Source organism: Marinobacter panjinensis, assembly GCF_005298175.1.
GTDB classification, from domain to species: Bacteria; Pseudomonadota; Gammaproteobacteria; order Pseudomonadales; family Oleiphilaceae; genus Marinobacter; species Marinobacter panjinensis.
This window is the reverse complement of the sequence record NZ_SZYH01000001.1, coordinates 2,562,113-2,584,234: the sequence shown is the minus strand read 5'-3', so window position 1 is coordinate 2,584,234 and position 22,122 is coordinate 2,562,113. Positions and strand designations below refer to the sequence as shown.

Here is a 22,122-nt window from a genome sequence, read left to right as displayed (position 1 = left end):
CACTCCGGTTATTCTTCGTCAGTCTGGCGTTTGATCCACGCCAGCACATGTTCCGAGGGTACCCTCTGTAAGCCAGGGGGCTGCCAGTCGGTCAGTTCTCCCTGGCCCAGGACCAGCAACCCCCCGGGCGCCAGCCGCTCTGCAAGCCGTTTTACGATTTCCCGCCGGCGCCAGCGCCGGAAATAAATCAGCAGATTCTGGCAGAAGATAATGTTCATTCCGTGCATGGGAGCGTGTTTCAGGTCCAGCACATTCAGCCTTGTGAAACACACCCGCTCCCGGATGCTTTTTACAATCTCAACGTTGTTCCGCTCTGCCGGCCGGAAGTACCTGGCCTTCATGGCTTCGTCCATGCCCATCAGCTTGCGCGCACTGAACAGGCCGGACTGGGCCTTGTCGATGGCGGGCTTGCTGATGTCGGAGCCGGTAACACCGAACAGTGGCTGTAGCGACAAGCCTTCCATGCACTCGTTCAGCAGCATCGCCAGCGTGTAGGGCTCTTCGCCGGTGGAGCAACCCACACTCCAGGCCTCCAGGGGGCGCTTTTTCAGCGCTTCACGGGGCCGGGTAAGTACATAGTCGGACACCAGCCTGAAAGCATCCGGATCCCGGAAAAACCGTGTTTCCTGTACCGTCAGCCGGTCCACCAGGGTGGACCACTCCATAATGGCATTCGGGCCGGATACGATCTGTTCGTAGTAGGCCTGGTAGCTGCTGCATCCGATCTCCCGCATGCGGATCCCGAGGTTGGTTTCGAGAAACGACTTGCGGCCGGATGACAGGGTAATGCCGGTACGGTGCTCAAGCAGTGTCTGCCACTGGCTGAACTGCGCCTCATCCATATCGGGGAGTCGGCGCAGTGACCAGATGCCGTCGGCAGGTGACAGATGGTTGCGTGTTTCAGCCATAAACTGTCAGCAGCCTCGGAGCGATAATCAGCTCACCACCGGAACGTCGCTGTCTTCCTCTTCTTCCTGGTCGACTGACTCCTCTTCGGGCAGTGTGAAGCCCGCAACAGAGGACCGCAGTTCAGACGCCATCTCTGCCAGGTTACCGATGGACTTCGCAGTCGCGTTGGTACCGGAAGAGGTCTGCGAGGTGATTTCCTGGATGACGTTCATGGTGTTGGAAATGTGAGCCGCAGAAGACGACTGCTGACGCGCTGCGTTGGAGATGTTCTGGATCAGTTCCGCCAGACTCATGGATACGTTCTCGATTTCCTCGAGGGCGATACCCGCGTCCTGGGCCAGACGGGCACCACGGACCACCTCGGCGGTGGTGTGCTCCATGGAGATAACCGCTTCGTTGGTGTCCGACTGGATCGTCTTGACCAGTGCTTCAATCTGCTTGGTTGCCGCAGAGGAACGTTCCGCAAGGCGCTGAACCTCGTCCGCAACCACCGCGAAGCCCCGGCCCGCGTCACCGGCCATGGAGGCCTGGATGGCTGCGTTCAGGGACAGGATGTTGGTCTGGTCGGCGATGTCGTTGATCAGCGAGACGATGTCACCGATTTCCTGGGAAGACTCACCCAGGCGTTTGATCCGTTTGGAGGTTTCCTGGATCTGCTCACGGATGTTGTCCATGCCGCGGATGGTGTTCTGTACCACTTCCGCGCCTTTCTTCGCGATCGCAACCGACCGCTCCGCAACCGCGGAGGATTCTGCAGCGTTCGAAGATACCTGGTCGATGGACACCGCCATCTCGTTGACCGCTGCAGAGGCGCCGGCAATTTCCTGGGCCTGGTGCTCGGACGCATCCGCCAGGTGCATGGCTGTGGCCTGGGTTTCCTGGGCGGCTGACGCTACCCGTACCGCCGTACCACGAATGGCCTGTACCAGGCCGCGCATCTGGTCGATCGCGTAGTTGATGGAGTCGGCGATGGCACCGGTGAAGTCCTCGGTTACCGTGGCCTCGGTTGTCAGGTCACCATCGGCCAGATCAGCCAGTTCGTCCAGCAGTCGCAGGATCGCGTTCTGGTTCTGCTCGTTCTGCTCCTGGGTCGTCGCAAGACGCTCCTGGGCTTCGCGGTAGAGAACCACACCGATCATCACCACGATACCAACCATGGCAGCCAGAATGATAAAGGCGAGAGTCGGGCTGATGAAGCGGGAGCCAGCCTGGCCGGTAAACTTCGTGGCAAGAACCGACAGCTCGTCCAGCAGAACCTGAGAGTTCTGGAAGATGTCGCTGGCCGCAGTACGCACCTTGAAGAGGTCGGGAGAGGCTTCAAGGATGGCGTCTACGTTCTGGGATACGAATTCAAACAGCTCGCCGACGGCTTCGAGGCCGTAGATGGCATCTTCGTCGTTAACCTGGGAGATGCCCATGGCCGGGTTGCCGTTTACCTGACCGTCAAGAACACGGCCGAACAGGCTGGCGTCACGGCCGAAACGGTCGGCGGCGATAACCGCGTCTTCATCACCTGACAGAACGTTGTTGACTGAGCGAACAATCCGCTCTGCCAGCAGCGATTGGCGTTGGGCCAGGGCGATCTGTTCGGCAGGCGCGTTGTTATCCAGCAGGATCTGAACGATGTCGTCGTATTCCACCTGCAGCTGCGGGATGGTTTCGTTCAGGGTCCGGGCCACTTCGTGAAGGCCGAGTACCGCGTCCCGGGTGGACAGGATGCTGTCAGCGTTGTTCCGTACTTCCTGCCAGGTTTCCTGCACGCCGCTTTCCTGGGCGAGCTGGCTAGGGGGCAGGCCGGTTTCCGGGTTGCCATCAACCACATAACCCCACAGGCGCTCGAATTCGTCACGGGAACGTCGCAGAGCGTCGAAGGCTGAGGCGGTACCGCCCGCTGCTTCCGTCGCGTTCTTTGCGATTTCCTGTGACAGTACCCGCAGCTCCGAAGCGTGGGCGATGTATGCCTGGTCGTTTTGGCTGTCCTTGTTGATAATGAACAGCACTGCAACGAGCAGGACGGTCAATGCGATCAGTGCGGCGATCAGGCCGGCAACAAGCTTGTTGCCTCCCTGTCCCATACTGAGTCTTCCGGCTCTATTTTTCATTTTCTGGCTCCCGGCCTCTTCTTCGTAATATTGGCAAGTTTGATTCTGCGGGCGTTGGGCAGGCGGGAAGGAGTTCCTGCCGTTGTCTCCGCCCTTACCATTGCGCTACATCCAGGAAGCGTTCGTCCCCGAGCAGCTCGGCGGCGGAAAACACTTTCCAGACTTCCTCGTTACGCTCGTAACCGCCATTTACAAACGGTTGAACGTTTGCAGGCACATCCTGTGGCGATGCCACGAAGCTGTCCACTGCGAAATACTGCATGCCCGAGACACTGTCGACTACCAGGCCACTGAATACGTCGCCCTGCTCCACAACCAGCACCCGGCGCTCACGCTGGCTGCGGGAAGAGCGGGGGATTTCAAAAAAGCCGGCAAGGTCGACCAGTGGCAGGAGGCGGCCCCGCACGTTGGCGGCGCCCAACATAAACTGATGAACCCCCGGTATATGGGTATAGCGGGGGACATGGAGGATTTCAGTGACTTCACCCATGGGCGCAACGTAGCGCTCGCCTGCCAGAACAAAGCCGATCCCGTTCCAGAGTTCGACAGCTTGCTGTTGTTCCGGCAGACCGGCAGCCATGGTGCGACTGCGTCGGGCGATATCCGTCAGAACGGCAAAGGGGGCGGCCTGTGCGGACATGCTTACTCCACGGTTGGGGATCAGGCAATCAGGCTGTTGATTGTTTTGATCAGGTCGTCTTCGTTGACGGGTTTTACAAGGTAGCCCTTGGCACCCTGACGAGTACCCCATACCCGGTCCGTTTCCTGATCCTTGGTGGTCACGATAACCACCGGGATGGACGCGGTTTCCGGGGCGCGGGTCAGCTGGCGGGTGGCCTGGAAGCCGTTCAGGCCGGGCATAACCACGTCCATCAGAACCAGGTCCGGAGTTTCTGCGCGGGCCTTGGCAACGCCGTCGGCGCCATTATCGGCCGTCAGCACTTCGTGCTTGTGCTTTTCCAGAATGGTCGAGATTTTCTTAACCTCGGTCGGGGAATCATCAACAATCAGAATGCGGGCCATGGTGTCCTCAATAGTTCTTTACTTCAGCAGGTTTACTGTTCCGCTTGGGGAACGTACTGGCGAATAGTGTTAAGAAGCTCGTCCTTGCTGAACGGTTTGGTCAGATACTGGTCTGATCCGACAATTCGGCCTTTGGCCTTGTCGAACAGTCCGTCTTTGCTGGAGAGCATGATAACCGGCGTCTTTTTGAAAGAGGAATTGTTCTTGATGAGTGCGCAGGTCTGATAGCCGTCCAGCCGGGGCATCATGATATCTACAAAAATGATGTTGGGCTGGGAATCGGCAATTTTCGCCAGAGCGTCAAAGCCGTCTGTTGCCGTAATGACTTCGCAACCGACCTTCTTCAGAAGGGTCTCAGCGGTGCGACGAATGGTCTTGCTGTCGTCGATCACCATAATCTTCAGATTCTCGAAGTTGTCATCCATTGTCCAACTGCCTTGCGCTCTGCGACTGTCGTTATTTTTCAACCGGGGGTTTTAACACAAACGTTAACGGTGTTCTATAAATCCCGCTCATTTATAGAGTATTGGGGGCCGGATAAAAAGTATAACTTTGTGACCAAATGTACTTCTGCCCGGAAAGTCACGTATTTGATACGGGATTTCTCCGGATGCATTCGCGGCTCGGGTACAATACCATCTGTGTTCACAGCATAGCACTTATCGCTGAGAGCGCTCTGCAGACCGGTTCGTGTTTTCAACCTTTTACCTGACGAGGCATTATGACAGTCCGACTCGGAATTGTGATGGACCCCATCGAGAAGATCCATTTCAAGAAAGACAGCTCACTGGCGATGCTGCTGGCCGCTCAGAAGCGGGGCTGGCAAATTGAGTACATGGAGCTGCCGGACCTTTACCTGAAGGGTGGGCAGGCCAGAGCACGAACCCGTGACCTGACGGTGCACATGAACCCGGACGACTGGTTCAGCTTCGGTGGCTCCCAGGAGAGGGCGCTGGGTGATCTGGACGTTATCCTGATGCGCCAGGACCCGCCGGTGGACCGCGAGTTCCTGATGGCGACCTTTATACTGGAGATTGCCGAGCAACAGGGCGCCCTGGTGGTCAATCCCGCATCGACTCTTCGTGACTGTAACGAAAAGTTGTTCGCAGCCCAGTTTGAAGACTGCACCCCACCGCTGATCGTGACCCGCTCTGCCAAGCGGCTGAAGGATTTCTACGCCGAGCATGGTGATGTCATCATGAAGCCGGTGGATGGCATGGGCGGGCGTTCGATCTTCCGCGTCAAGGAAAACGACGACAACCTCGGGGTGATCATCGAAACCCTGACCAACCATGGTGCCCACCAGGCCATGGCACAGAAATACATTCCCGAGATCAAACAGGGCGACAAGCGCATTCTGCTGATTGATGGCGAGCCGGTTCCCTATGCACTTGCGCGTATCCCCTCCCATGGGGAAAATCGCGGTAACCTGGCGGCGGGTGGCCGGGGCGAAGGCCGCGAACTGACTGCCCGGGACCGGGAAATCTGTGATCGTGTGGCGCCGGTGATCAAGGAAAAAGGGCTCATTTTTGTCGGTATCGACGTGATCGGTGACTACCTGACCGAGATCAACGTCACCAGTCCCACCTGTATCCGGGAACTTGATGCCGCATTCGGAATCGATATCTCCAGCCAGTTGATGGATGCCATAGAGCGGCGTCTGAAATAATGGTCCCCAGCCGGGTCTAACCGAAGGTATACAGTAGTAATGGCAGTACAGGTCAGCGACTTCGATCGGTTTTCTTTTACGCTTTTCATGGCGCTGGCGCTCCATGCCATTGTGGTGCTGGGCATTACCTTTGCGCCGGAATCGCCCCGTTCCTCGGCCCAGACCATGGAAATCACCCTGTCGCAGTTTGATGACGAGACCGATCCCGAGAAAGCTGATTTCCTCGCCCAGACCAGCCAGAAAGGCAGCGGTACCGAGGAAGAGGCGGTGGAGATGACCTCGCCGCAGCCCACGGACATCAGCCAGCAGGAAATTGCCGAAGTTCAGCCGGAACCGCCGTCGCAGGTCGAACCGGTGAGCCAGCAGGAACAACCTGTGGTGCAGACCGAGGCAAGTAGTGAACGCCAGGTGTCGAAGCCGGATACCTCGGAACCGGAATCGGAAGAGCCGTTGCCGGTGAAGGAAAAGAAAAGCCTGATGGAGCGCAGTCTGGAAATTGCCAGCCTGGAGGCCAGGTTTGACCAGCAGCGGCAGGCCTATGCCAAGAAGCCCAGAGTCATGCGTGTTACGGCGGCCTCTACCCTGAAATCGACCAACGCCTGGTACGTGCAGAACTGGGTCAGCAAGGTGACCCGGGTCGGGAACATCAACTATCCTAAAGAGGCGAGGCAGGCCGGCATCTATGGCAACTTGCGTATGCTGGTTTCCCTGAAGAAGGATGGCACAATCAAGGAACTGGCTATACTCGAATCATCCGGGAGTACCGTGCTTGACGATGCGGCAATACGCATCGTTCGAATGGCAGCACCCTTCGCGCCTTTCCCGGAAGATATGCGCGAGAATGTCGACGAACTGGAAATTATCCGCACCTGGGTATTCGAACGGCGGGGGCTGACATCAGGATGACAGCATCGAAACACTCTCCACACAGTCTGCGACACCAGTTTCTGGTGGCGTCTCCCTATTTGCAGGACCCCCGTTTCCACGGTGCGGTGATCTACCTGTGCGAGCACTCCGATGAAGGCGCCCTGGGGCTGACGGTGAACCACCCCCTGGACATTCACCTTGGGGAAATCCTCGAACAACTGGACATGGAAGGTGGCGAACTGGACGTGCCCGTATACGGTGGTGGCCCGGTGCAGCCGGAACGCGGCTTCGTGCTGCATTCCCCGGATGCCGGCTGGCAGAATACAGCGCGGGTGTCTGATGATGTTCTGCTGACCACTTCCCGGGATGTGCTCTCCGACATTGGCGCCGGCAACGGGCCCGAAAACTACCTGGTTTGTCTGGGCTACGCAGGCTGGAGTGAGGGGCAACTGGAAGACGAGCTGGCAAGTAACGCCTGGCTGACCTGCCCCGCCACCCCCGACATCCTGTTCCGCACCCCCTGGGAAGACCGCTATCAGGCTGTACTGAAACTCATCGGTATTGACCTCAAACAGCTCAGCGAGTTTGTTGGTCATGCCTGAGGTCGGAAGCCGCCGGGTAATGGCCTTCGATTTCGGCACCCGGCGAATTGGTGTTGCCAGTGGCCAGGAGTTGCTTGGTACCGGCAAACCCCTGACCATGCTGGCGGCCCGGGACGGTGTCCCGGACTGGGATCAGATTGGCCGCCTGCTGGACGAATGGAAGCCGGATTGCGTGCTGGTAGGCCTGCCCCTGAACATGGACGATACCGAGAACGACATGTGTGCCCGGGCTCGCAAGTTCGGTAAACGGTTGCACGGCCGCTTTCATGTCGAAGTGGAAATGGTGGACGAGCGCTTGACCAGTTTCGAGGCCAAAGGCGATGTCATGGCCGCCGGCGGCAGCCGTGATTTTGGCCGTGACGGGGTGGATGATCGCGCCGCCGTACTGATTCTGGAAACCTGGTTTCATCAGCAGGAATCCCGTTCTGCCTGAGCGGGCTCAGGCTGTTGTATGAGAGGACTCAAATGACTGCATTGCTTGATATGGACCGGCTGCTGGACGACCTGGAAGCGGGCCTGCGCAGGAAGCTGGAAGAGCGGGGAGTGACGGCTCCGGCATTGATCGGTATTCGCACGGGTGGTGTCTGGCTGGCGGATGTCATGAGCAAGCGCCTGGGCCTGAAAGAACCCTGGGGCGAGCTGGATATCTCCTTTTACCGGGATGACTTCAGCCGCATCGGCCTGAACCCGAAAGTGAAACCGTCCAGCCTGCCTTTCAGCACCGAAGACCGGGACATTATCCTGATTGACGACGTCATCATGAGTGGCCGCACCATCCGTGCAGCAATGAATGAAATTTTCGATTATGGCCGGCCGGCGAGTATTATCCTCGCCACACTGGTGGATCTGGGCGCACGGGAGCTGCCGGTGCAGCCGGACGTAACCGGCCGGGTGCTGGCCCTGCAGTCTCACCAGCGGGTGAAATTGCGTGGCCCGGACCCTCTGCACATAGAATTACAGGAAACGGGCAAGTAATCAGCGAACGCATAACATCAACAGGCGACACATGACGGCAAACGACCCTTCCTCGACATCCCTTCAACTTACCGCCGACGGCCAGCTACGGCATTTTCTGACCCTTGATGGCCTGAACCGTACGCTACTGACTGAAATTCTCGATACTGCAGATTCCTTTATTGAAGTGGGTGAGCGCAGCATCAAGAAAGTGCCGTTGCTGCGGGGCCGTACCGTTGTGAACCTGTTCTTCGAATCCAGCACCCGCACCCGCAGCACCTTTGAACTGGCGGCCAAGCGCCTGTCGGCGGACGTGCTCAACCTGGACATCAACACCTCCGCCACCTCCAAGGGTGAGTCCCTGTCCGACACCCTGCTGAACCTTGAGGCCATGGCCAGTGACATGTTCGTGGTGCGCCATTCCCAGAGTGGTGCTCCTCACTTTATTGCCGAAAGCGTGACCCCGGGCGTGGCCATTATCAACGCCGGTGACGGCCGCCATGCCCACCCTACCCAGGCCATGCTGGATATGCTCACCATCCGTCAGCACAAGGGTCGTTTCGAGGGCCTGAAAGTCGCGATCGTGGGCGACGTGCTGCACTCGCGGGTGGCTCGTTCCCAGATCCGCGCCCTGAACGAACTGGGCGCTTCCGAAGTGCGGGTGATTGCGCCGGCCACCCTGCTGCCAAGAGACGTGGAGAGCCTGGGCTGCACCGTGGAATACGATATGGCCCGGGGCATGAAAGATCTGGATGTGGTGATCATGCTGCGGCTGCAGAAAGAACGTATGGAAGGGGCGTTGCTGCCCAGCGAACGGGAGTTCTACCGGCTCTATGGCCTTAACCGGGAGAAACTGGCCCTGGCCGACCCTGGCTGCATCGTAATGCACCCGGGCCCCATCAACCGGGGTGTCGAGATAGAATCGGCAGTGGCCGATGGGCCACAATCGGTGATCCTTAACCAGGTCACCAACGGCATCGCCATCCGCATGGCGGTGATGTCCATGGCCATGGGCGGCCAGATGGCAGATCGCAATCGCAAGCTGGCAGGGAGGGCCGAGGGATGAGCAGCCTGAAGATTACCGGTGGCCGCCTGGCGAATACCGATGCTGAAACCACACTCCTGATTCGCGATGGCCATATTGCCGCGCTAGGCGAGGCTGCTGAAAGAGAGTCTGCCGATCGCGACTTTGATGCTGCCGGCTGTATTCTGGCGCCCGGCTTTGTGGATCTGTGCTGCAACCTGCGTGAACCGGGCAATGGCCAGAAAGGTAATATTGCCTCGGAAAGCCTGGCCGCCGCTCACGGCGGATTCACAACCCTGTGTGCGTCTCCGGACACGTCGCCCGTGAACGATTCCGGGGCAGTCACCAATCTGATACTCGACGTCGCTGCCAAGCGTTCAGCGGTGCGGATACTGCCCGTGGGCGCTATCACCCGCGGCCTGGAAGGCGACCTGCTCAGCGATATGGCGGGCCTGGCCAGCGCTGGCTGTATTGCCCTGGGCAACGGTGCCCGTCCGGTGAAGAATGCGCGGGTGCTGCGCCGCTGCATGGCCTATGCCCAGACCTTCGGACTCACCGTGATGTTCAGCCCCGAGAACCAGGCCCTGGCGGCTGACGGTTACGCCCACGATGGTCTGGTGGCCTCCAGGCTGGGGCTGCTGGGTATTCCGGAAGTGGCGGAAACCGCTGCGGCCATGGAAATGCTGCTGCTGGCAGAAGAAACCGGCGTTCGGCTGCACCTGAGTCAGTTGTCTTGTGCCCGTAGCGTGGAAATGCTGGCCGATGCCCGCAAGCGCGGTATCGCAGTGACCGCTGATGTCGCCATGCACCAGTTGCTGTTTACCGAAGAGGCATTGGCCGGTTTCGACAGCCGCTACCATGTGCGGCCACCACTGCGCTCGGAGCAAGACCGGCAGGCTCTGCTGGCCGGCGTACGTGACGGCGTGATCGATGCCATCACCAGCCAGCACCAGCCCCACGACTCCGCTGCCAAACAGGCACCCATGGCGGCCACTGAGCCAGGACTTTCTACCATCGAGAGCACTCTGTCGATGGGCCTGCTGCTGGTGGAGCGGGGGGAGCTGGACAGGGCAAGCCTGGTCCGGGCGCTAACCACTGGCCCGGCTTCGGTCATTGGTCGTTCTGCTGAACTGCGGAAAGGCGCGGTGGCAGACCTGTGCGTGTTCGACGCCGCTGCCAGCTGGAGGCAGGGCGACAACAACCTCTGTTCCGTGGGGCGCCACGTTCCTTTGCCCGGTAAAGATCTGCCAGGTGTGGTTCGGCTCACCCTGTGCAATGGACGACAGGTCTGGCCCCACAATAACCTGTAGCTCGAGCTTTCATGTCGGCAAAATGTGGCAGAGGTTGCGAAACCTCTGTCGAGCCCGTCACAGATCCTTACCTTTTTGCTTCAGAGCCCTTGATGACAGGCACCTGTGCCAACGTATTCTTGTCGTGGCCGACCTAATCTCGGCCAGACAATAATAATTCAGGAGTCATCCCCGTGAAACTAGTCAACCTACCGCGAAAGGCCACAGCGGTTGCCGCCCTGTGTGCCAGTCTTGCGTTGTCGCCGTTCGCTCAGGCGGAATCGGACCTCATGGAGCGAAGCTTCTGTGTGTTTGATCCGGTCGGAGCCAACGGCCCGCTGTTCGCTATCACCAAAACCTTCCAGCCCATTGCCCTCAAGGAAGGCATAAAGCTGAACCTGCGTGCCTATACTGACGAGAAAGTCGCGGCCGAAGACTTCAAGGCCGGTCAGTGTGACGCAGTGCTGCTTACCGGCACCCGTGCCCGCGAGTTCAACAAATTCACCGGTACCCTGGAGGCTATGGGTGCTGTGCCCGGTGAGGAGGAAATGCGGCTGCTGTACAACACCCTCAGCCAGGAAAAGGCGCGGCCGTTCCTGATCGACGGCGACTACGAAGTGGCCGGCGTTTTCCCCGGTGGTGCGGTGTACCTCCATACCCGTGACCGGGCTATCGATTCCGTGGAAAAGCTGCAGGGCAAACGCATTGCCACCCTGGATTTCGACACCGCCTCCGTACGCATGGTGCGCCATGTGGGTGCTTCCGTGGTGGGCTCCAACTCCGCCAATTTTGCCGGCAAGTTCAACAATGGCAGTGTCGACCTGGCCTACGCGCCGGCGGTCGCCTATTCCCCCCTGGAACTCTACAAGGGCGTTACCCCGAACGGAGGTGTATTCAAGTACGCACTGGCCTACATGAACTTCCAGGTAATTATCCATCGCGACCGCTTCCCGGATAGTGCTGGCCAGATGGTGCGCGACCAGGCCATCAAGCGCATTGATGAGGCCTACGGCATTATTGCTGAAGCGGAAGCCGGGATACCAGAGGATGTGTGGATGCATCCGCCACAGGAGGACGTGGCCGAATACGACAAGATGCTTCGCAAGGTGCGGTTGTCGTTACTGGAAGACGGCGTTTATGACGAACGAGCCATCAGCCTGATGAAGGCGATCCGTTGCCGGGTGGATGGTTCCCGTTCCGAATGCGCGTCCTGAGCCGGTAATACCCAGGGGCCGGGCGGCCCCTGGTTGCTGCTTTAGCGGATCGAGTCCTTCAGCGCCTTGCCTGCCTTGAAGCCGACAGTCTTGCTGGCGGGGATCCGGATGGTTGCCCCGGTTTGAGGGTTACGGCCATCGCGAGCGTCACGGCTGCGGATGTTGAAGGTACCGAAACCGATCAGGGTAGTATCTTCGCCCCGGGCAGCGGCTGCGGAGATCTGGTCGGTGAAAGCGGTGATCACTTCGCTGGCTTTGTCACGGGTCAATCCGGTCTGGTCTGCAACAGCGGCGGCAAGTTCAGGTTTGCGCATTGGGTACTCCTTGTTGTCGTTTTTGGTTGTTGGCCGGCGGCTGCGTAACCGCCGGCTGACCAAATCTATAGCGGTTTGCGACCCATTGTGCAAACCGGTAGTCCGGATACATTTGAATCTCCGTCGCCATTTGCGGGCGGAGTCGCATAAAAACAGGGAGTTGTCGGCGATAATGCCGTTTCGGTTACAAACTGTAACTGAGCTGGTGCGCGGCCCCGGCCGGACCATGTTCCGGTCGCCCTATAAGAAAAAGGTACGAAGTTATGACACATATTCTGAAACCTGCCAGCCGGCTCCCTCACGGGCTTGTCCGGTTTCGCGGTGCAGTATCGGCTGTGTTTGTCGGTGTGATTCTCAGTGGTTGTGGTGTCGTCAACAACATGATCTACAAAACCACCGGCGACGTGATGCAGGGCTTCTCCCGCAATCACACTGTGCCCTATCTTCTGGAAAGCGAAGATCTGGCCATGGGCTGCGCCATGAGTGAGGCCACTGCACCTTTGCTGATGTCCTTCGGACGCGTAACCAGTGAACCGGACCAGCTGGCAGTGATGCTCTACCTGTCCGCCGGCGGCTGCGCCGAGGAACAGGCCCGAGAGCACGAGCTGGCCAGCCTGGGTGCATTGCGTGCCAGGAACGCGGAACAGGCCGAAGATGCCATGATCCGCCAGAAGCGTGCGCTGTCACTGGCCGCCAAGCGTTATCACCGGGGCTGGAAACACCACAACGCTTTCTACGGCAAGCCGGATGCGAGCGAATGTCCCGGATTTGATGATGACCTGGGCGAGTTTATCTATCTGGCGGGCCTGCTCTCGGGCCTGCAGGCACTGAATGCAGAGATCCAGTCGACCTCGTCCATCGGGGTCCCCAAGAATATTGGTTCCACAGTTGCCCGGGCCACCAGCTGCCTTGAGAACGACAAGTGGTGGGGTGCGCCCATGGCTTTGCGTGCCACGGTCTGGTCGATGATCCCCGGTGCGCTGCCTGATGGTGAGGATCCCTTCCAGCGCCTGGACATTGCGGATGAACAGGGTGAAGAAGCCGGCGTAAGAATCAGCCATGTTTTCCACGCTATTGCCGCTCAGAACAAGGGTGACCACGAGCGCCTGCGGTCTGTTATTCGCAGCCATGCCGAAGCCATCGACGAAACACCGGCGAATGAAGAATGGACGTTCGTGGACGCCATGGCCACCCAGATGATTGTCACTATATCCGACCGCATGTGGATGGAAAATACCGGGCACCGTACGCCGACCGGCAAGCTGGGAACCTTCTGGGATGACGAGAAGGAAACCGTCGAAACCATGGATCTGGATGATCTGCTGTAAACCAACATTCCCAGAGTGAGTTGTTATGTTCCAGGGTGGTTTTCACCGTAGTGGCAGGGAATGGTTCTCTTCCCTGCCGGCCTGTCTGCTTCTGCTGGCGGTGGTGCTGTTTTCCACCAGCAGTGATATCCACAACCAGATGCTGCGCGGTGGCGAGCAGTTGTGGAGTGGCTATTACAAACTCAGGGCAGACCCGGTACAGCCATCCTGTGATCCCAACGTGGATATCGAAGCCGCGGTGCAGGAAGAGCTGGCGAAAGAGGGCAGCGACAATCCAATGGCCGCGTTGTTGGGCGAGGCCGAGAAAGATCCTGACGAGGTTCGCCTGGCCATCGAGCGGTCGGTGGAAAACTGCCGCCAGAGTTACCGGAGCTACGAGAACCTCAAGGACAAGCTCACTCCGGGTGTGAAAGCCTACCGGACGGTTGAGCTGTTCGTGGCAGACCTGATTGCCTTCGGCCTCGAATCCCAGCGCTATATCCTGGTTATCCTCGTCATGCTGTGTGCGGTAACTGCTACCCTGACCCGCCACCACATCGCCATGCGTGCCATGGAAACCCGCCTGGACTACACCGTTTCCCACACCCTGCAGACAGTGGCCAATGCCATGTTGCTGGGGTCCAGCGTAATTTTCAGGCAGTCCAGTTTCGGCTCGGACAACACCGTGTCCTCCGCGGAGCTGTTGCTCCACAACCTGTGGGTTATCGGGTTCGCTGCGCTGACCCTGGCCAGCCTCTATCGACTGATACGGGTGCCGGACGACCTGCAAGAGGGTGGTGAGCTGAACAAGGCCTTCCTGGCTGTCCCTCTTTATACCGTTATGTGCCTGATATCAGGTACCTACTTTGCGCTGATCGGTCATGCCTCCGGTATCGGTATCTACCTGGGCAAGATGATGGAACTGTCGGACATGTTCCTCAACGTTGGCCTGTATGTGTGGGTAGGCATGATGCTGAAGCAGACCCGCCTCGCCACCCTGGTGTTCAATGTGTTCCGGCCCTGGCACATGCCGCCGGAGCTTCTTGCGGTTGTGGCAGTGCTGGTCGCGGCCGTACCTACGGCCTACACCGGTGCTTCCGGTATCTTCGTCATTGCTGCCGGTGCCGTCATCTACAGCGAATTGCGTGCCGCCGGAGCCCGCCGCCATCTGGCACTGGCCGCTACCGCCATGTCCGGCTCCCTCGGTGTGGTGTTGCGGCCCTGCCTGCTGGTAGTGGTCATCGCCTACCTCAACCGGGAAGTTACCACCGACGAGCTGTTTGGCTGGGGTATCTGGGTGTTCGTACTTACAGCGGCCATGTTTACTGCCGTAGCACTGACGGTTAACCGCCAGAGCAAGTTCGACCTGGCGCCGGCATCGGTCGCCTTTGCGCCGATGATGTCGGCATTGAAGCAACTGATTCCCTACGTTCTGGTGATCACAGCGGTGGTGCTGCTGTACCGCTTTGCCCTGGATGTGAAAATGGATGAGTTCTCGGCACCCCGGCTGCTGCCGGTGATCATGCTGGCCATTCTGCTGTATGAGCACATCAGCCTGAAAAACCGCAAGGGCCGGGCCAGTGGCGAGATCAATCACCAGGGCCTGGAGCGCAGCCTGCGCTCCGCCACCAATGACACTACCGCTGAAATTGGTGCACTGCTGTTGTTGCTGGGTCTGTCGGTAAGCATCGGCGGCGTGATCGAGCGCTCCCACATCATGGGAGCCTTCCCCCAGGCCTTCGACAGCGCCTGGTCCGCCATGCTGCTCATGGTGGTAATCCTGGTCATTCTGGGCATGATCATGGACGCTTTCGGCGCCGTTATTCTGGTGACCGCCACCGTAGCGACCATTGCCTACAGCAGTGGTATTCATCCGATCCACTTCTGGATGGTGACCCTGGTGGCCTTCGAGCTGGGCTACCTCAGCCCGCCGGTGGCACTGAACCACCTGTTGACCAGGCAAGTGGTCGGCGAAGCGGAAGTGCTGGCGGCTCAACAGGAAGACGGTACCTTCTACCAGCGCCACGAACGTATCATCATGCCACTGATTGCCATGGGCCTATCGCTGGTTCTGGTGGCATTCGTGCCGTTGCTGTTCTACGCCTGAGCAGAGCGAGAATGAACGAGCGCTTTACTTCATCTCGAAGCCCTTGCCACGCAGGAAGTCCCGCATGTGGGGACGCAGTTTGGAGGTGAATAGCGGCTTGAGCTGCTCCGACCAGTTGGTGTCTTTGTTGCCTCCGCTACGGGCCTGGTAATAGGTATGCATGGTGGCGTCGAACTCCGCCACCAGTTCCGCGTCTTGCTCGTCTTGGTAATAGTCCTCCTTGAGGATCGAGGTCAGCGGCAGGCGCGGTTTGACCTCCGGGTTCTGGTCCGGATACCCCAGACACATGCCGAACACCGGGTAGACATGGTCCGGCAGGCGCAGCAATTCGCTCACTTTGGCGGGGTTGTTGCGGATGCCACCGATGTAACAAAGGCCCAGCCCCGCGGACTCTGCCGCCGTAGCGACGTTCTGGGCGACCAGAGCGGCATCGATACTGGCCACAAGCAACTGTTCGGTCATCCCACGAACCACCTCGGCACCAGCCCGTTCGGCGGCATCTGTGGCACGCTTCATGTCCGCGCAGAACACCAGGAAATCCGAGCATTCCGCTACATAGCGCTGGCCTCCACTCAACTCCGCCAGGGTCTCCCGATTTTGTGGGTTGACTACGTGGATGATGGAATAGGCCTGCACATGACTGGACGTGGCAGCGCTCTGGCCGGCACGGATCAGCTCTTCGAACAGTTCGCGGGGAATCTTCCGATCCTGGAATTTGCGGATCGAGCGGTGTGATTTGAGCAGTTCAATGGTCGGGTTCATGGTGCCTTCTGTTTCATCGCAAGGAAGCGGACATCCTGCCATTGCCATACGGTCTTAGCAAAGCCACTATAGAAGAAACCGATCACTCGGGGATCTCTACGGCTATGCCAAAGAATGACAAACCTGTCAGTACCCGCTCGAATAAACAGTCGATAGACCAGTTTATTCACCAGGTTCGCACGACGCCGCAACAAGGAGGCGGGCAGGGCCGGCTGATTTTTGCCCTGGACGCCACCGCCAGCCGCGAAGCTACCTGGGATCAGGCCTGTGACCTGCAAAGCGAGCTGTTTCTGGCAACCCGTGATCTCGGTGGTTTGGCAATACAGCTTTGCTACTATCGGGGCTTTCGCGAATTCAGATCCACGGCATTTGTCACCCAGACCAGTCAATTGCTGAAGCTGATGAACGGTGTGTCCTGCCTGGGCGGGCGAACCCAGATCAGCCGGGTTCTGGCACATGCCGTCAAGGAAACCCGGACACAACCGGTCAAGGCTGTGGTGTTTATCGGCGATTGTTGCGAAGAGCCAGTCGACGAGCTCTGCCATACCGCCGGCGAGCTGGGCATGCTCAGAACCCCGGTTTTCATGTTCCATGAGGGCAGTGATGCCCATGCCAGAGCGGTTTTCCAGCAGGTAAGCAAACTCTCGGGCGGCGCCTATGCTCCGTTTGATCGCAACAGCCCCCAGGTACTGAGGGATCTTATGGCGGCCGTTGCGGTCTATGCTTCCGGGGGCGCCAAGGCATTGCAGGATTATTCCAGCCGTAGCTCCCCCGAAGTGAAGCGGTTGACTCAACAGCTCAGGTAGCGCTCATTGTGCCATTAACGTTTCTGGTTATTATTCTGGCGGTTGTTGCATGGTTCTGGCTGCGCAGCCAACCGGCCAGCCAGCGTAAACCCGCTATTATCAAACTGGTGTTGTTTTCCGGCATCCTGATGGTGGTTGTTATGGCGCTGACGGGCCGCTTGCACTTCCTGTTTGCCCTGCTGGGCTTCCTGTTTCCGCTGCTGCGCCGTTTCCTGCCAGGGTTGCTGGGCGGCGGGCCCGGGGGCTTCGGAGGCGGAGCCGGCGGCACAGAGGGTGCCGAAGCCCGAACGGGCAACCAGTCTAACGTTGCCAGTGACATCCTCAACATGACACTGGACCACGACTCCGGAGACATGACCGGCGAGATACTGAAAGGCCCCATGGCAGGTCGGGCGCTGGCGGATCTGGGCGAAGGCGAGTTTATCGAACTACTGCAATACTGCAGGCAGCATGATGACGATTCCGCCCGGCTGCTGGAAACATACCTGGACCGCCGCTTTGGCGACTCCTGGCGTGCAGATGACCCCCACACCGGTGATGACAGCGAACGCGGGGAAAGCGAAGAAAGGTACCGTGGCGGCACACTTTCTGAAAGTGAAGCCCGGGATATCCTGGGGGTGAAGCCTGATGCCTCTCGCAATGACATCATCCAGGCGCATCGCCGCATGATGCAGAAGATGCACCCGGACCGTGGCGGCAGTAACTATTTTGCAGCCCGTATCAACGAGGCCAAGGAGCTCCTGCTCGGCGAATAAAGTCAGTCCCCCACCGAACAGGACAGAATCCGCGATAAATGACTGTAGGGCAGGCCAGTTTCCCGGTGCCAGTCATTGAACGCCTGTTGTGCCTGCACCAGGGCTTTTTTGCTGCCTGGCGTCGCGTCCAGCCGTTCTTCACGGTGCAGCCCGACGACCACATCCGAAGACAAAATAAAGCCATCCCAGCCAACCCGGCGCAGGAAATACTGGGCGGTATTGCCACCCAGCCGGGCCCCGTTGCGTTTGAGCCACATCAGCAGGCCAACCTGATCATCCGAGGGCCAGTGGCTGAGGAAAGCCCCGAAGCTGCCGTGCTCACGGCCGCCATCCACAATCATCCTGGCGTTATCCGGTACGGTTCGGATTTTCTGCATGTTGCGCACAATGCGCTCGTCCTGCGCCAAGTCCTCCAGCACTTCTGGAGGTACCTGCTGCCAGTAGAGCGGTACGAAGCCCTTGAACGCAGCCTCGAAACCCGGCCATTTGTTCTCGATGACCCGCCACACGAATCCGGCCTTGAACACACAGCGGGTAACCTCCGACAGGTAGCGGTCGTCGCCCCGGGCTTCCAGCTCGTCAGGCCCGGCGACCCGGGGTAGCAGTGCCCGCAATTCGGCGTCTCCTCCCTTGCGGGCGGCTGCCTGGCTGTAAATTCTGGCAAAGGACATGGAGTAATATCCGAAATCTGGTTGTAGGTTTGAAGGTGTGTGGTCCACTATAAAGGAAACCAATCCGGTCAGGGAGTCATGCTAATGCCAACGATAGGCTGGGTCTTTCTTCTGGGTGCCATTGCCCTGGTGCTTGGCGGACTGTTCATGCTGCGTGATAGCGGCAAAATGCCGATATCGAAGGAAAAGATGAAAAAGATCCAGGAGCGCAAGGCGGAAATTGAAGCCGAAGAAAGCGCAGAAGACAGAGAGCAGTGGTGAACCACCAGGCCTCCAGGCTTTCTGCGAGTGCGCATCTCCCCCGCTGAAAATCTAAAGCCTTCCTGCATATGTTACAAAACGCTACAGTTATTATGAGTCAATAGTCTCCAGCTCCCCGTATTTGTGATCGATTGCACATTTCGGGATGTTTCACTCCTTACGAAAACATCCCGTGCATAAGTGGTATTCACGAAAACGGGTGTCAAAATGACTGAACAATACGATTTCACCTTGGTGGCCGCGTCTTATGTCGTGGCAGTTCTTGCCTCTTACAGCGCGTTATATTTTGGTGCTCAGCTTGCGTCACTCGAGCGGATAAAAGCGCGAGTCTGGCTGCTGCTCGGCGCTTTGTCGATGGGAAGCGGCGTATGGGTAATGCATTTCGTCGGCATGCAGGCCTACGTGATGCCAATGGAAATGAGTTACGACCTTGCCATTACCGTTGCTTCCTGGTTAGCCGCCGTGGGCACCTCGGGCCTCGCCTTGTACATCATTGGTAACAAGCGGGCGGGAGCGGTACACATCATCATCGGCAGCCTCTTTATGGGGGGCGGCATTGCTACCATGCACTATGTCGGTATGGCAGCGATGCAGATGAATCCCGGCATGACCTACGACCCTTTGCTGTTCGCGGCTTCCCTGATAATCGCGCTTGGTGCTTCTGCAGTCGCATTGCTGATTTGCCGTAGCCTGCAGTCGGTTCAGGGATTCAAAGGGATTGCCTTTCAGTTTGGGGCAGCACTGATCATGGGCGTGGCCATCTGTGGTATGCACTACACCGGCATGGCAGCGATGATATATCCCGAGAATGCCCTGCCTGCCGCAGACAACCTGTTGTCAGGTGATTGGTTGGGCACCCCTCTTGCGCTGGTTAGCGGAGCACTTATCTTTGTGGCTCTGGTTGTGTCCGGCACCGACGTCAAACATCGTCGCAACGCAGCGTTTCTGGCTCAGGAACAATCTGAACGTATTGAGCGCAAGGCGCTTTATGATGCGACCACTGGGCTACCAAACCGCGCCAGCCTGGCCAACCACATGGTTATGGAGCTGGCGAGAAGTGAGCCTGATGAAAATGCTTTTGCTGTGATTTATCTGGAGGTCGCCAATTACCGGGATATCCCAGGCGAGCAGGCTGAAGGGGCCATGACAGCGGCCGCCAATGAGGTCATCAAGGTCATTGATGAAGGCAGCTATCTTGCCCGTTATTCACCCAGTGCGTTTGTAGTGGTTGTTGATAACGCTGCCCATCGCCAGCATGAAGCTATGTACGAGCGTCTTCGCAACCTTCCTGCGCGAACTGAAGCAACCAGCGTGATGCTGAACTGGAGAGCCGGCCAGAGTTGTTTTCCGGATTCGGGTCGTAATAGCCGGATGTTGATGAGAAAGGCAATGAAAACGTCAGAATTGGCAACGCTCGGGAAGCCTGATCTTGCAGGCGAGACTGACTCACGGGCGCCTCTCGGGGCCGCCTTTCTGACGGAGGCCGGTGGAGCGTAGGGTTCGTCCAACCGGTCGGCTTTTCCAGCCTCCTAATGATCAGGAACGGTGCCTTCTGGACAGACTTTTCGCGAGGAAGCCTAGCAAACCGGCTACCAACAGCCCCAGGGTACCGGGTTCGGGAACGGAAACGGAGTGGGTCAGAGTGAGTTCGAAGAAGGTATCGTCTTCATCCAGCAACAGCGACTCGAAATTCACGGCCACAAAGTCGCTGCCAAAGCTGATCCGCGATGCAATCAGCCCGTCCACGTCGGTGACAAGACTGACGCCGGTAATGGCTCCGGGCCCATCGGTCCAGTCGAGATCCGAGAAAATGTATCCGTTAAAGATATCACTTTCGAACGCTGCAGCAATGATACTGCCGAGGTTAAACAGTATTGACGAAGCCCCAATATCAATCGAGCCCTGTGAGTCACCCGGGATATTGGCTTCGCACAACTCGAAGGCGCCGGGGCAGCTCAACTCGACGCCAGCGCCCACGGTTACCAAGTCGTCCCGAAACGTTCCAAGGGTCGTCCTGTTTTGCTCGATGAGCACTTGATCACCAATCAATGTTGCGCTCGCCCAGCCGGGCAGCACCAAGAATGCCATGACAAACATCAACCATAAGTTTTTCATAGTCAGCTCCTTGCAAATGAGATTGCCAGGGTCATCGAAGCAATGTTCGAGCCATATAAAACTGGCTTTACAATCAACAGGCTGATGGCGCACCTCTTATAACGTGTAAGCGTATCTGACACCACGTACCCTTAAAGGTCGTTACAGCCGTCAAATAAGCTGACAATAGGCCAGGAGCGTTTAGTCCAGCGTCGCGGCGTCTTCACGGAAGAAAGTCCACAGCAAGGTTCGGCAGCGCGATACCTTGTACCTTCGTTTGCCATGACTCGCCGGACCGAACGGCCTGAGCCGTTGTGATGGTGCCAGTCGTTACGATCTCATTGGCTTGCAGTGGCAAACATTCCGGCTGCTTTGAAAGCACCTGAATTAAGTGCACCAAAGCCATCAGCGGGCTACCCAGCACGTTGGCGCCATTACCGACCTCCCGAACTTCCCCGTTGCATGAAAGCTCGACGGAGAACGATTCGAGAGCGGCAACTGGATCGGAAGCGAGTTGGTCGATGGGCACTGGTTTGCCCAGCAGCAGCGTGCCGTGCAATGAACAATCGGCGACGGTGTCTGCAGCCTGAAATTTCCAGCCCGGGTAGTGGGACTGTACTATCTCGAAGGCGTGAGCGACCCAGTCAATGGACGCAAGTAGCGCGGAGAGGTCAGCGCCGACAGGTGGCGCCGAGCGAAAGTGGAAGACAATCTCAGGCTCAATCATCGGCTCGGTAAACCTGCCGACACTGCAAGTGCCACCGGTCATCGGCAAGCGGGTGACCGTCTGATCGTATACGTAGGCCCAGATCGGCTCTTGGACACCATAGATGGCCCACATGTCGGGGTTCGTAAAGCCGATTTTTCGGCCTACGGGCACGGCGCCCTCCGACAAGCGAGCATTATGATTGAGTTGAGCCACAGCGTAGGCCGACGGCAGGTCAAATGCGGGTATACGCGAAGTAAATGGCTCGATCTGTTGCACTTCGATCTGTGCGGCTCGTATCTGAAAGGCGATTTCTTGAAGTTCCGGAGCAGCGAGCATGGCAATTACTCCTGGCGACCTGACAAGTATTGGACAGCATGCTCGTTCAACAGTCTTATCAAGCGCGAAATTTTTCGGATAACTCTCTGATTTTGTCAAGCCAAAAGCTTAGCTACCTATGAAGAATTCGAGCGCTTGCTGACTTTGGCTTCATATTCGCGCCCACCATGCCCCAAAAGGTAAAGCCCATGAACAAACATAGGGAAATAACGGGGAGTGTCTAGTGGGCCGGAATAAGTCCACCTCTCAAGCAATCATTTTCTTGTTCGAAACCTAGGCTGGGTCTATTTTTGTATTAATGGCGATCAATCGACTTCCCTCGGGCAGAAATGCACCGGCCGGGCGAA

The 22,122-nt window shown here is 58.2% G+C and carries 24 protein-coding genes; 14 read left to right on the top strand and 10 right to left on the bottom strand.

Going from position 1 to position 22,122, the window contains the following annotated elements; translation table 11 throughout:
• Positions 1 to 8: 8 nt before the first annotated feature.
• The 5 genes from FDP08_RS11870 to pilG all read right to left on the bottom strand — a co-directional run bounded on the left by FDP08_RS11870 (position 9) and on the right by pilG (position 4,459).
• Positions 9 to 908 (bottom strand): CheR family methyltransferase, encoded by a 900-nt coding sequence (locus tag FDP08_RS11870; protein WP_137436355.1) that lies wholly within the window; start codon positions 906 to 908, stop codon positions 9 to 11.
• Between the two features lie 27 nt (positions 909 to 935).
• Positions 936 to 3,011 (bottom strand): methyl-accepting chemotaxis protein, encoded by a 2,076-nt coding sequence (locus tag FDP08_RS11865; RefSeq protein WP_170979024.1) that lies wholly within the window; start codon positions 3,009 to 3,011, stop codon positions 936 to 938.
• Positions 3,012 to 3,105: 94 nt separating this feature from the next.
• On the bottom strand, positions 3,106 to 3,651 hold the full coding sequence (locus tag FDP08_RS11860; RefSeq protein WP_137436354.1) for a chemotaxis protein CheW: 546 nt from the start codon (positions 3,649 to 3,651) through the stop codon (positions 3,106 to 3,108).
• 20 nt (positions 3,652 to 3,671) lie between these two features.
• Positions 3,672 to 4,034, bottom strand: coding sequence for a twitching motility response regulator PilH (gene pilH / locus FDP08_RS11855; RefSeq protein ID WP_011787171.1), 363 nt, complete (start codon positions 4,032 to 4,034; stop codon positions 3,672 to 3,674).
• A 32-nt stretch (positions 4,035 to 4,066) separates the two neighbouring features.
• Positions 4,067 to 4,459: a twitching motility response regulator PilG gene (gene pilG / locus FDP08_RS11850; RefSeq protein WP_007154228.1), complete on the bottom strand. Its 393-nt coding sequence runs from the start codon at positions 4,457 to 4,459 to the stop codon at positions 4,067 to 4,069.
• 296 nt (positions 4,460 to 4,755) lie between these two features.
• Here pilG and gshB point away from each other — a divergent pair, with 296 nt between their 5' ends.
• From gshB to FDP08_RS11810, 8 genes are all read left to right on the top strand, one after another.
• Positions 4,756 to 5,703 carry a glutathione synthase gene (gene gshB, locus FDP08_RS11845; RefSeq protein WP_137436353.1) on the top strand — a complete coding sequence of 316 codons (948 nt, stop codon included), beginning with the start codon at positions 4,756 to 4,758 and terminating at the stop codon, positions 5,701 to 5,703.
• Between the two features lie 39 nt (positions 5,704 to 5,742).
• Entirely contained in the window at positions 5,743 to 6,609 is an 867-nt protein-coding gene (locus FDP08_RS11840) for an energy transducer TonB (protein ID WP_137436352.1), read from the top strand.
• On the top strand, positions 6,606 to 7,172 hold the full coding sequence (locus FDP08_RS11835) for a YqgE/AlgH family protein (RefSeq protein WP_170979023.1): 567 nt from the start codon (positions 6,606 to 6,608) through the stop codon (positions 7,170 to 7,172). Before FDP08_RS11840 ends, FDP08_RS11835 begins: the two co-directional genes overlap by 4 nt.
• Positions 7,165 to 7,605 carry a Holliday junction resolvase RuvX gene (gene ruvX / locus FDP08_RS11830; protein WP_137436351.1) on the top strand — a complete coding sequence of 147 codons (441 nt, stop codon included), beginning with the start codon at positions 7,165 to 7,167 and terminating at the stop codon, positions 7,603 to 7,605. The genes FDP08_RS11835 and ruvX overlap by 8 nt, the downstream gene beginning before the upstream one ends.
• Positions 7,606 to 7,637: 32 nt before the next feature.
• Positions 7,638 to 8,147, top strand: coding sequence for a bifunctional pyr operon transcriptional regulator/uracil phosphoribosyltransferase PyrR (pyrR, locus tag FDP08_RS11825; RefSeq protein ID WP_137436350.1), 510 nt, complete (start codon positions 7,638 to 7,640; stop codon positions 8,145 to 8,147).
• Between the two features lie 31 nt (positions 8,148 to 8,178).
• A complete protein-coding gene (locus FDP08_RS11820; RefSeq protein WP_137436349.1) occupies positions 8,179 to 9,192 on the top strand; it encodes an aspartate carbamoyltransferase catalytic subunit in 1,014 nt (337 codons plus the stop codon).
• The gene (locus FDP08_RS11815) at positions 9,189 to 10,460 is read left to right on the top strand and encodes a dihydroorotase (RefSeq protein WP_137436348.1); all 1,272 of its coding nucleotides are present in this window, start codon (positions 9,189 to 9,191) and stop codon (positions 10,458 to 10,460) included. Before FDP08_RS11820 ends, FDP08_RS11815 begins: the two co-directional genes overlap by 4 nt.
• A 269-nt stretch (positions 10,461 to 10,729) precedes the next feature.
• Positions 10,730 to 11,653: a putative solute-binding protein gene (locus FDP08_RS11810; RefSeq protein ID WP_228263362.1), complete on the top strand. Its 924-nt coding sequence runs from the start codon at positions 10,730 to 10,732 to the stop codon at positions 11,651 to 11,653.
• Positions 11,654 to 11,694: 41 nt separating this feature from the next.
• Here the strand turns inward: FDP08_RS11810 and FDP08_RS11805 are convergent, their stop codons facing one another.
• The gene (locus tag FDP08_RS11805; protein ID WP_137436346.1) at positions 11,695 to 11,967 is read right to left on the bottom strand and encodes an HU family DNA-binding protein; all 273 of its coding nucleotides are present in this window, start codon (positions 11,965 to 11,967) and stop codon (positions 11,695 to 11,697) included.
• 263 nt (positions 11,968 to 12,230) lie between these two features.
• On the opposite strand from FDP08_RS11805, the gene FDP08_RS11800 reads away from it, so the two are divergent.
• Entirely contained in the window at positions 12,231 to 13,295 is a 1,065-nt protein-coding gene (locus FDP08_RS11800; protein ID WP_137436345.1) for a hypothetical protein, read from the top strand.
• Positions 13,296 to 13,320: 25 nt separating this feature from the next.
• Entirely contained in the window at positions 13,321 to 15,381 is a 2,061-nt protein-coding gene (locus FDP08_RS11795; protein WP_137436344.1) for a TRAP transporter large permease subunit, read from the top strand.
• Between the two features lie 24 nt (positions 15,382 to 15,405).
• Here FDP08_RS11795 and nfsA read toward each other — a convergent pair whose 3' ends face one another.
• Complete coding sequence (nfsA, locus tag FDP08_RS11790) at positions 15,406 to 16,143, bottom strand: oxygen-insensitive NADPH nitroreductase (protein WP_137436343.1); 738 nt, start codon at positions 16,141 to 16,143, stop codon at positions 15,406 to 15,408.
• A gap of 104 nt (positions 16,144 to 16,247) precedes the next feature.
• On the opposite strand from nfsA, the gene FDP08_RS11785 reads away from it, so the two are divergent.
• Complete coding sequence (locus FDP08_RS11785; RefSeq protein WP_137436342.1) at positions 16,248 to 16,949, top strand: VWA domain-containing protein; 702 nt, start codon at positions 16,248 to 16,250, stop codon at positions 16,947 to 16,949.
• An 8-nt stretch (positions 16,950 to 16,957) separates the two neighbouring features.
• The gene (locus FDP08_RS11780) at positions 16,958 to 17,704 is read left to right on the top strand and encodes a DnaJ domain-containing protein (protein ID WP_137436341.1); all 747 of its coding nucleotides are present in this window, start codon (positions 16,958 to 16,960) and stop codon (positions 17,702 to 17,704) included.
• Between the two features lie 2 nt (positions 17,705 to 17,706).
• On the opposite strand, the gene FDP08_RS11775 is transcribed toward FDP08_RS11780, so the two are convergent.
• Positions 17,707 to 18,375: a DNA-3-methyladenine glycosylase I gene (locus FDP08_RS11775; protein ID WP_137436340.1), complete on the bottom strand. Its 669-nt coding sequence runs from the start codon at positions 18,373 to 18,375 to the stop codon at positions 17,707 to 17,709.
• An 84-nt stretch (positions 18,376 to 18,459) separates the two neighbouring features.
• On the opposite strand from FDP08_RS11775, the gene FDP08_RS11770 reads away from it, so the two are divergent.
• Both FDP08_RS11770 and FDP08_RS11765 read left to right on the top strand, forming a co-directional pair.
• Positions 18,460 to 18,636: a DUF2897 family protein gene (locus FDP08_RS11770; protein WP_114611755.1), complete on the top strand. Its 177-nt coding sequence runs from the start codon at positions 18,460 to 18,462 to the stop codon at positions 18,634 to 18,636.
• A gap of 207 nt (positions 18,637 to 18,843) precedes the next feature.
• Positions 18,844 to 20,133, top strand: a complete 1,290-nt coding sequence (locus tag FDP08_RS11765) for an MHYT domain-containing protein (RefSeq protein ID WP_137436339.1) — start codon at positions 18,844 to 18,846, stop codon at positions 20,131 to 20,133.
• A gap of 39 nt (positions 20,134 to 20,172) precedes the next feature.
• Here the strand turns inward: FDP08_RS11765 and FDP08_RS11760 are convergent, their stop codons facing one another.
• Entirely contained in the window at positions 20,173 to 20,751 is a 579-nt protein-coding gene (locus tag FDP08_RS11760; RefSeq protein WP_137436338.1) for a PEP-CTERM sorting domain-containing protein, read from the bottom strand.
• A gap of 202 nt (positions 20,752 to 20,953) precedes the next feature.
• Positions 20,954 to 21,775: a 2-keto-4-pentenoate hydratase gene (locus FDP08_RS11755; protein ID WP_137436337.1), complete on the bottom strand. Its 822-nt coding sequence runs from the start codon at positions 21,773 to 21,775 to the stop codon at positions 20,954 to 20,956.
• Between the last annotated feature and the right edge of the window lie 347 nt (positions 21,776 to 22,122).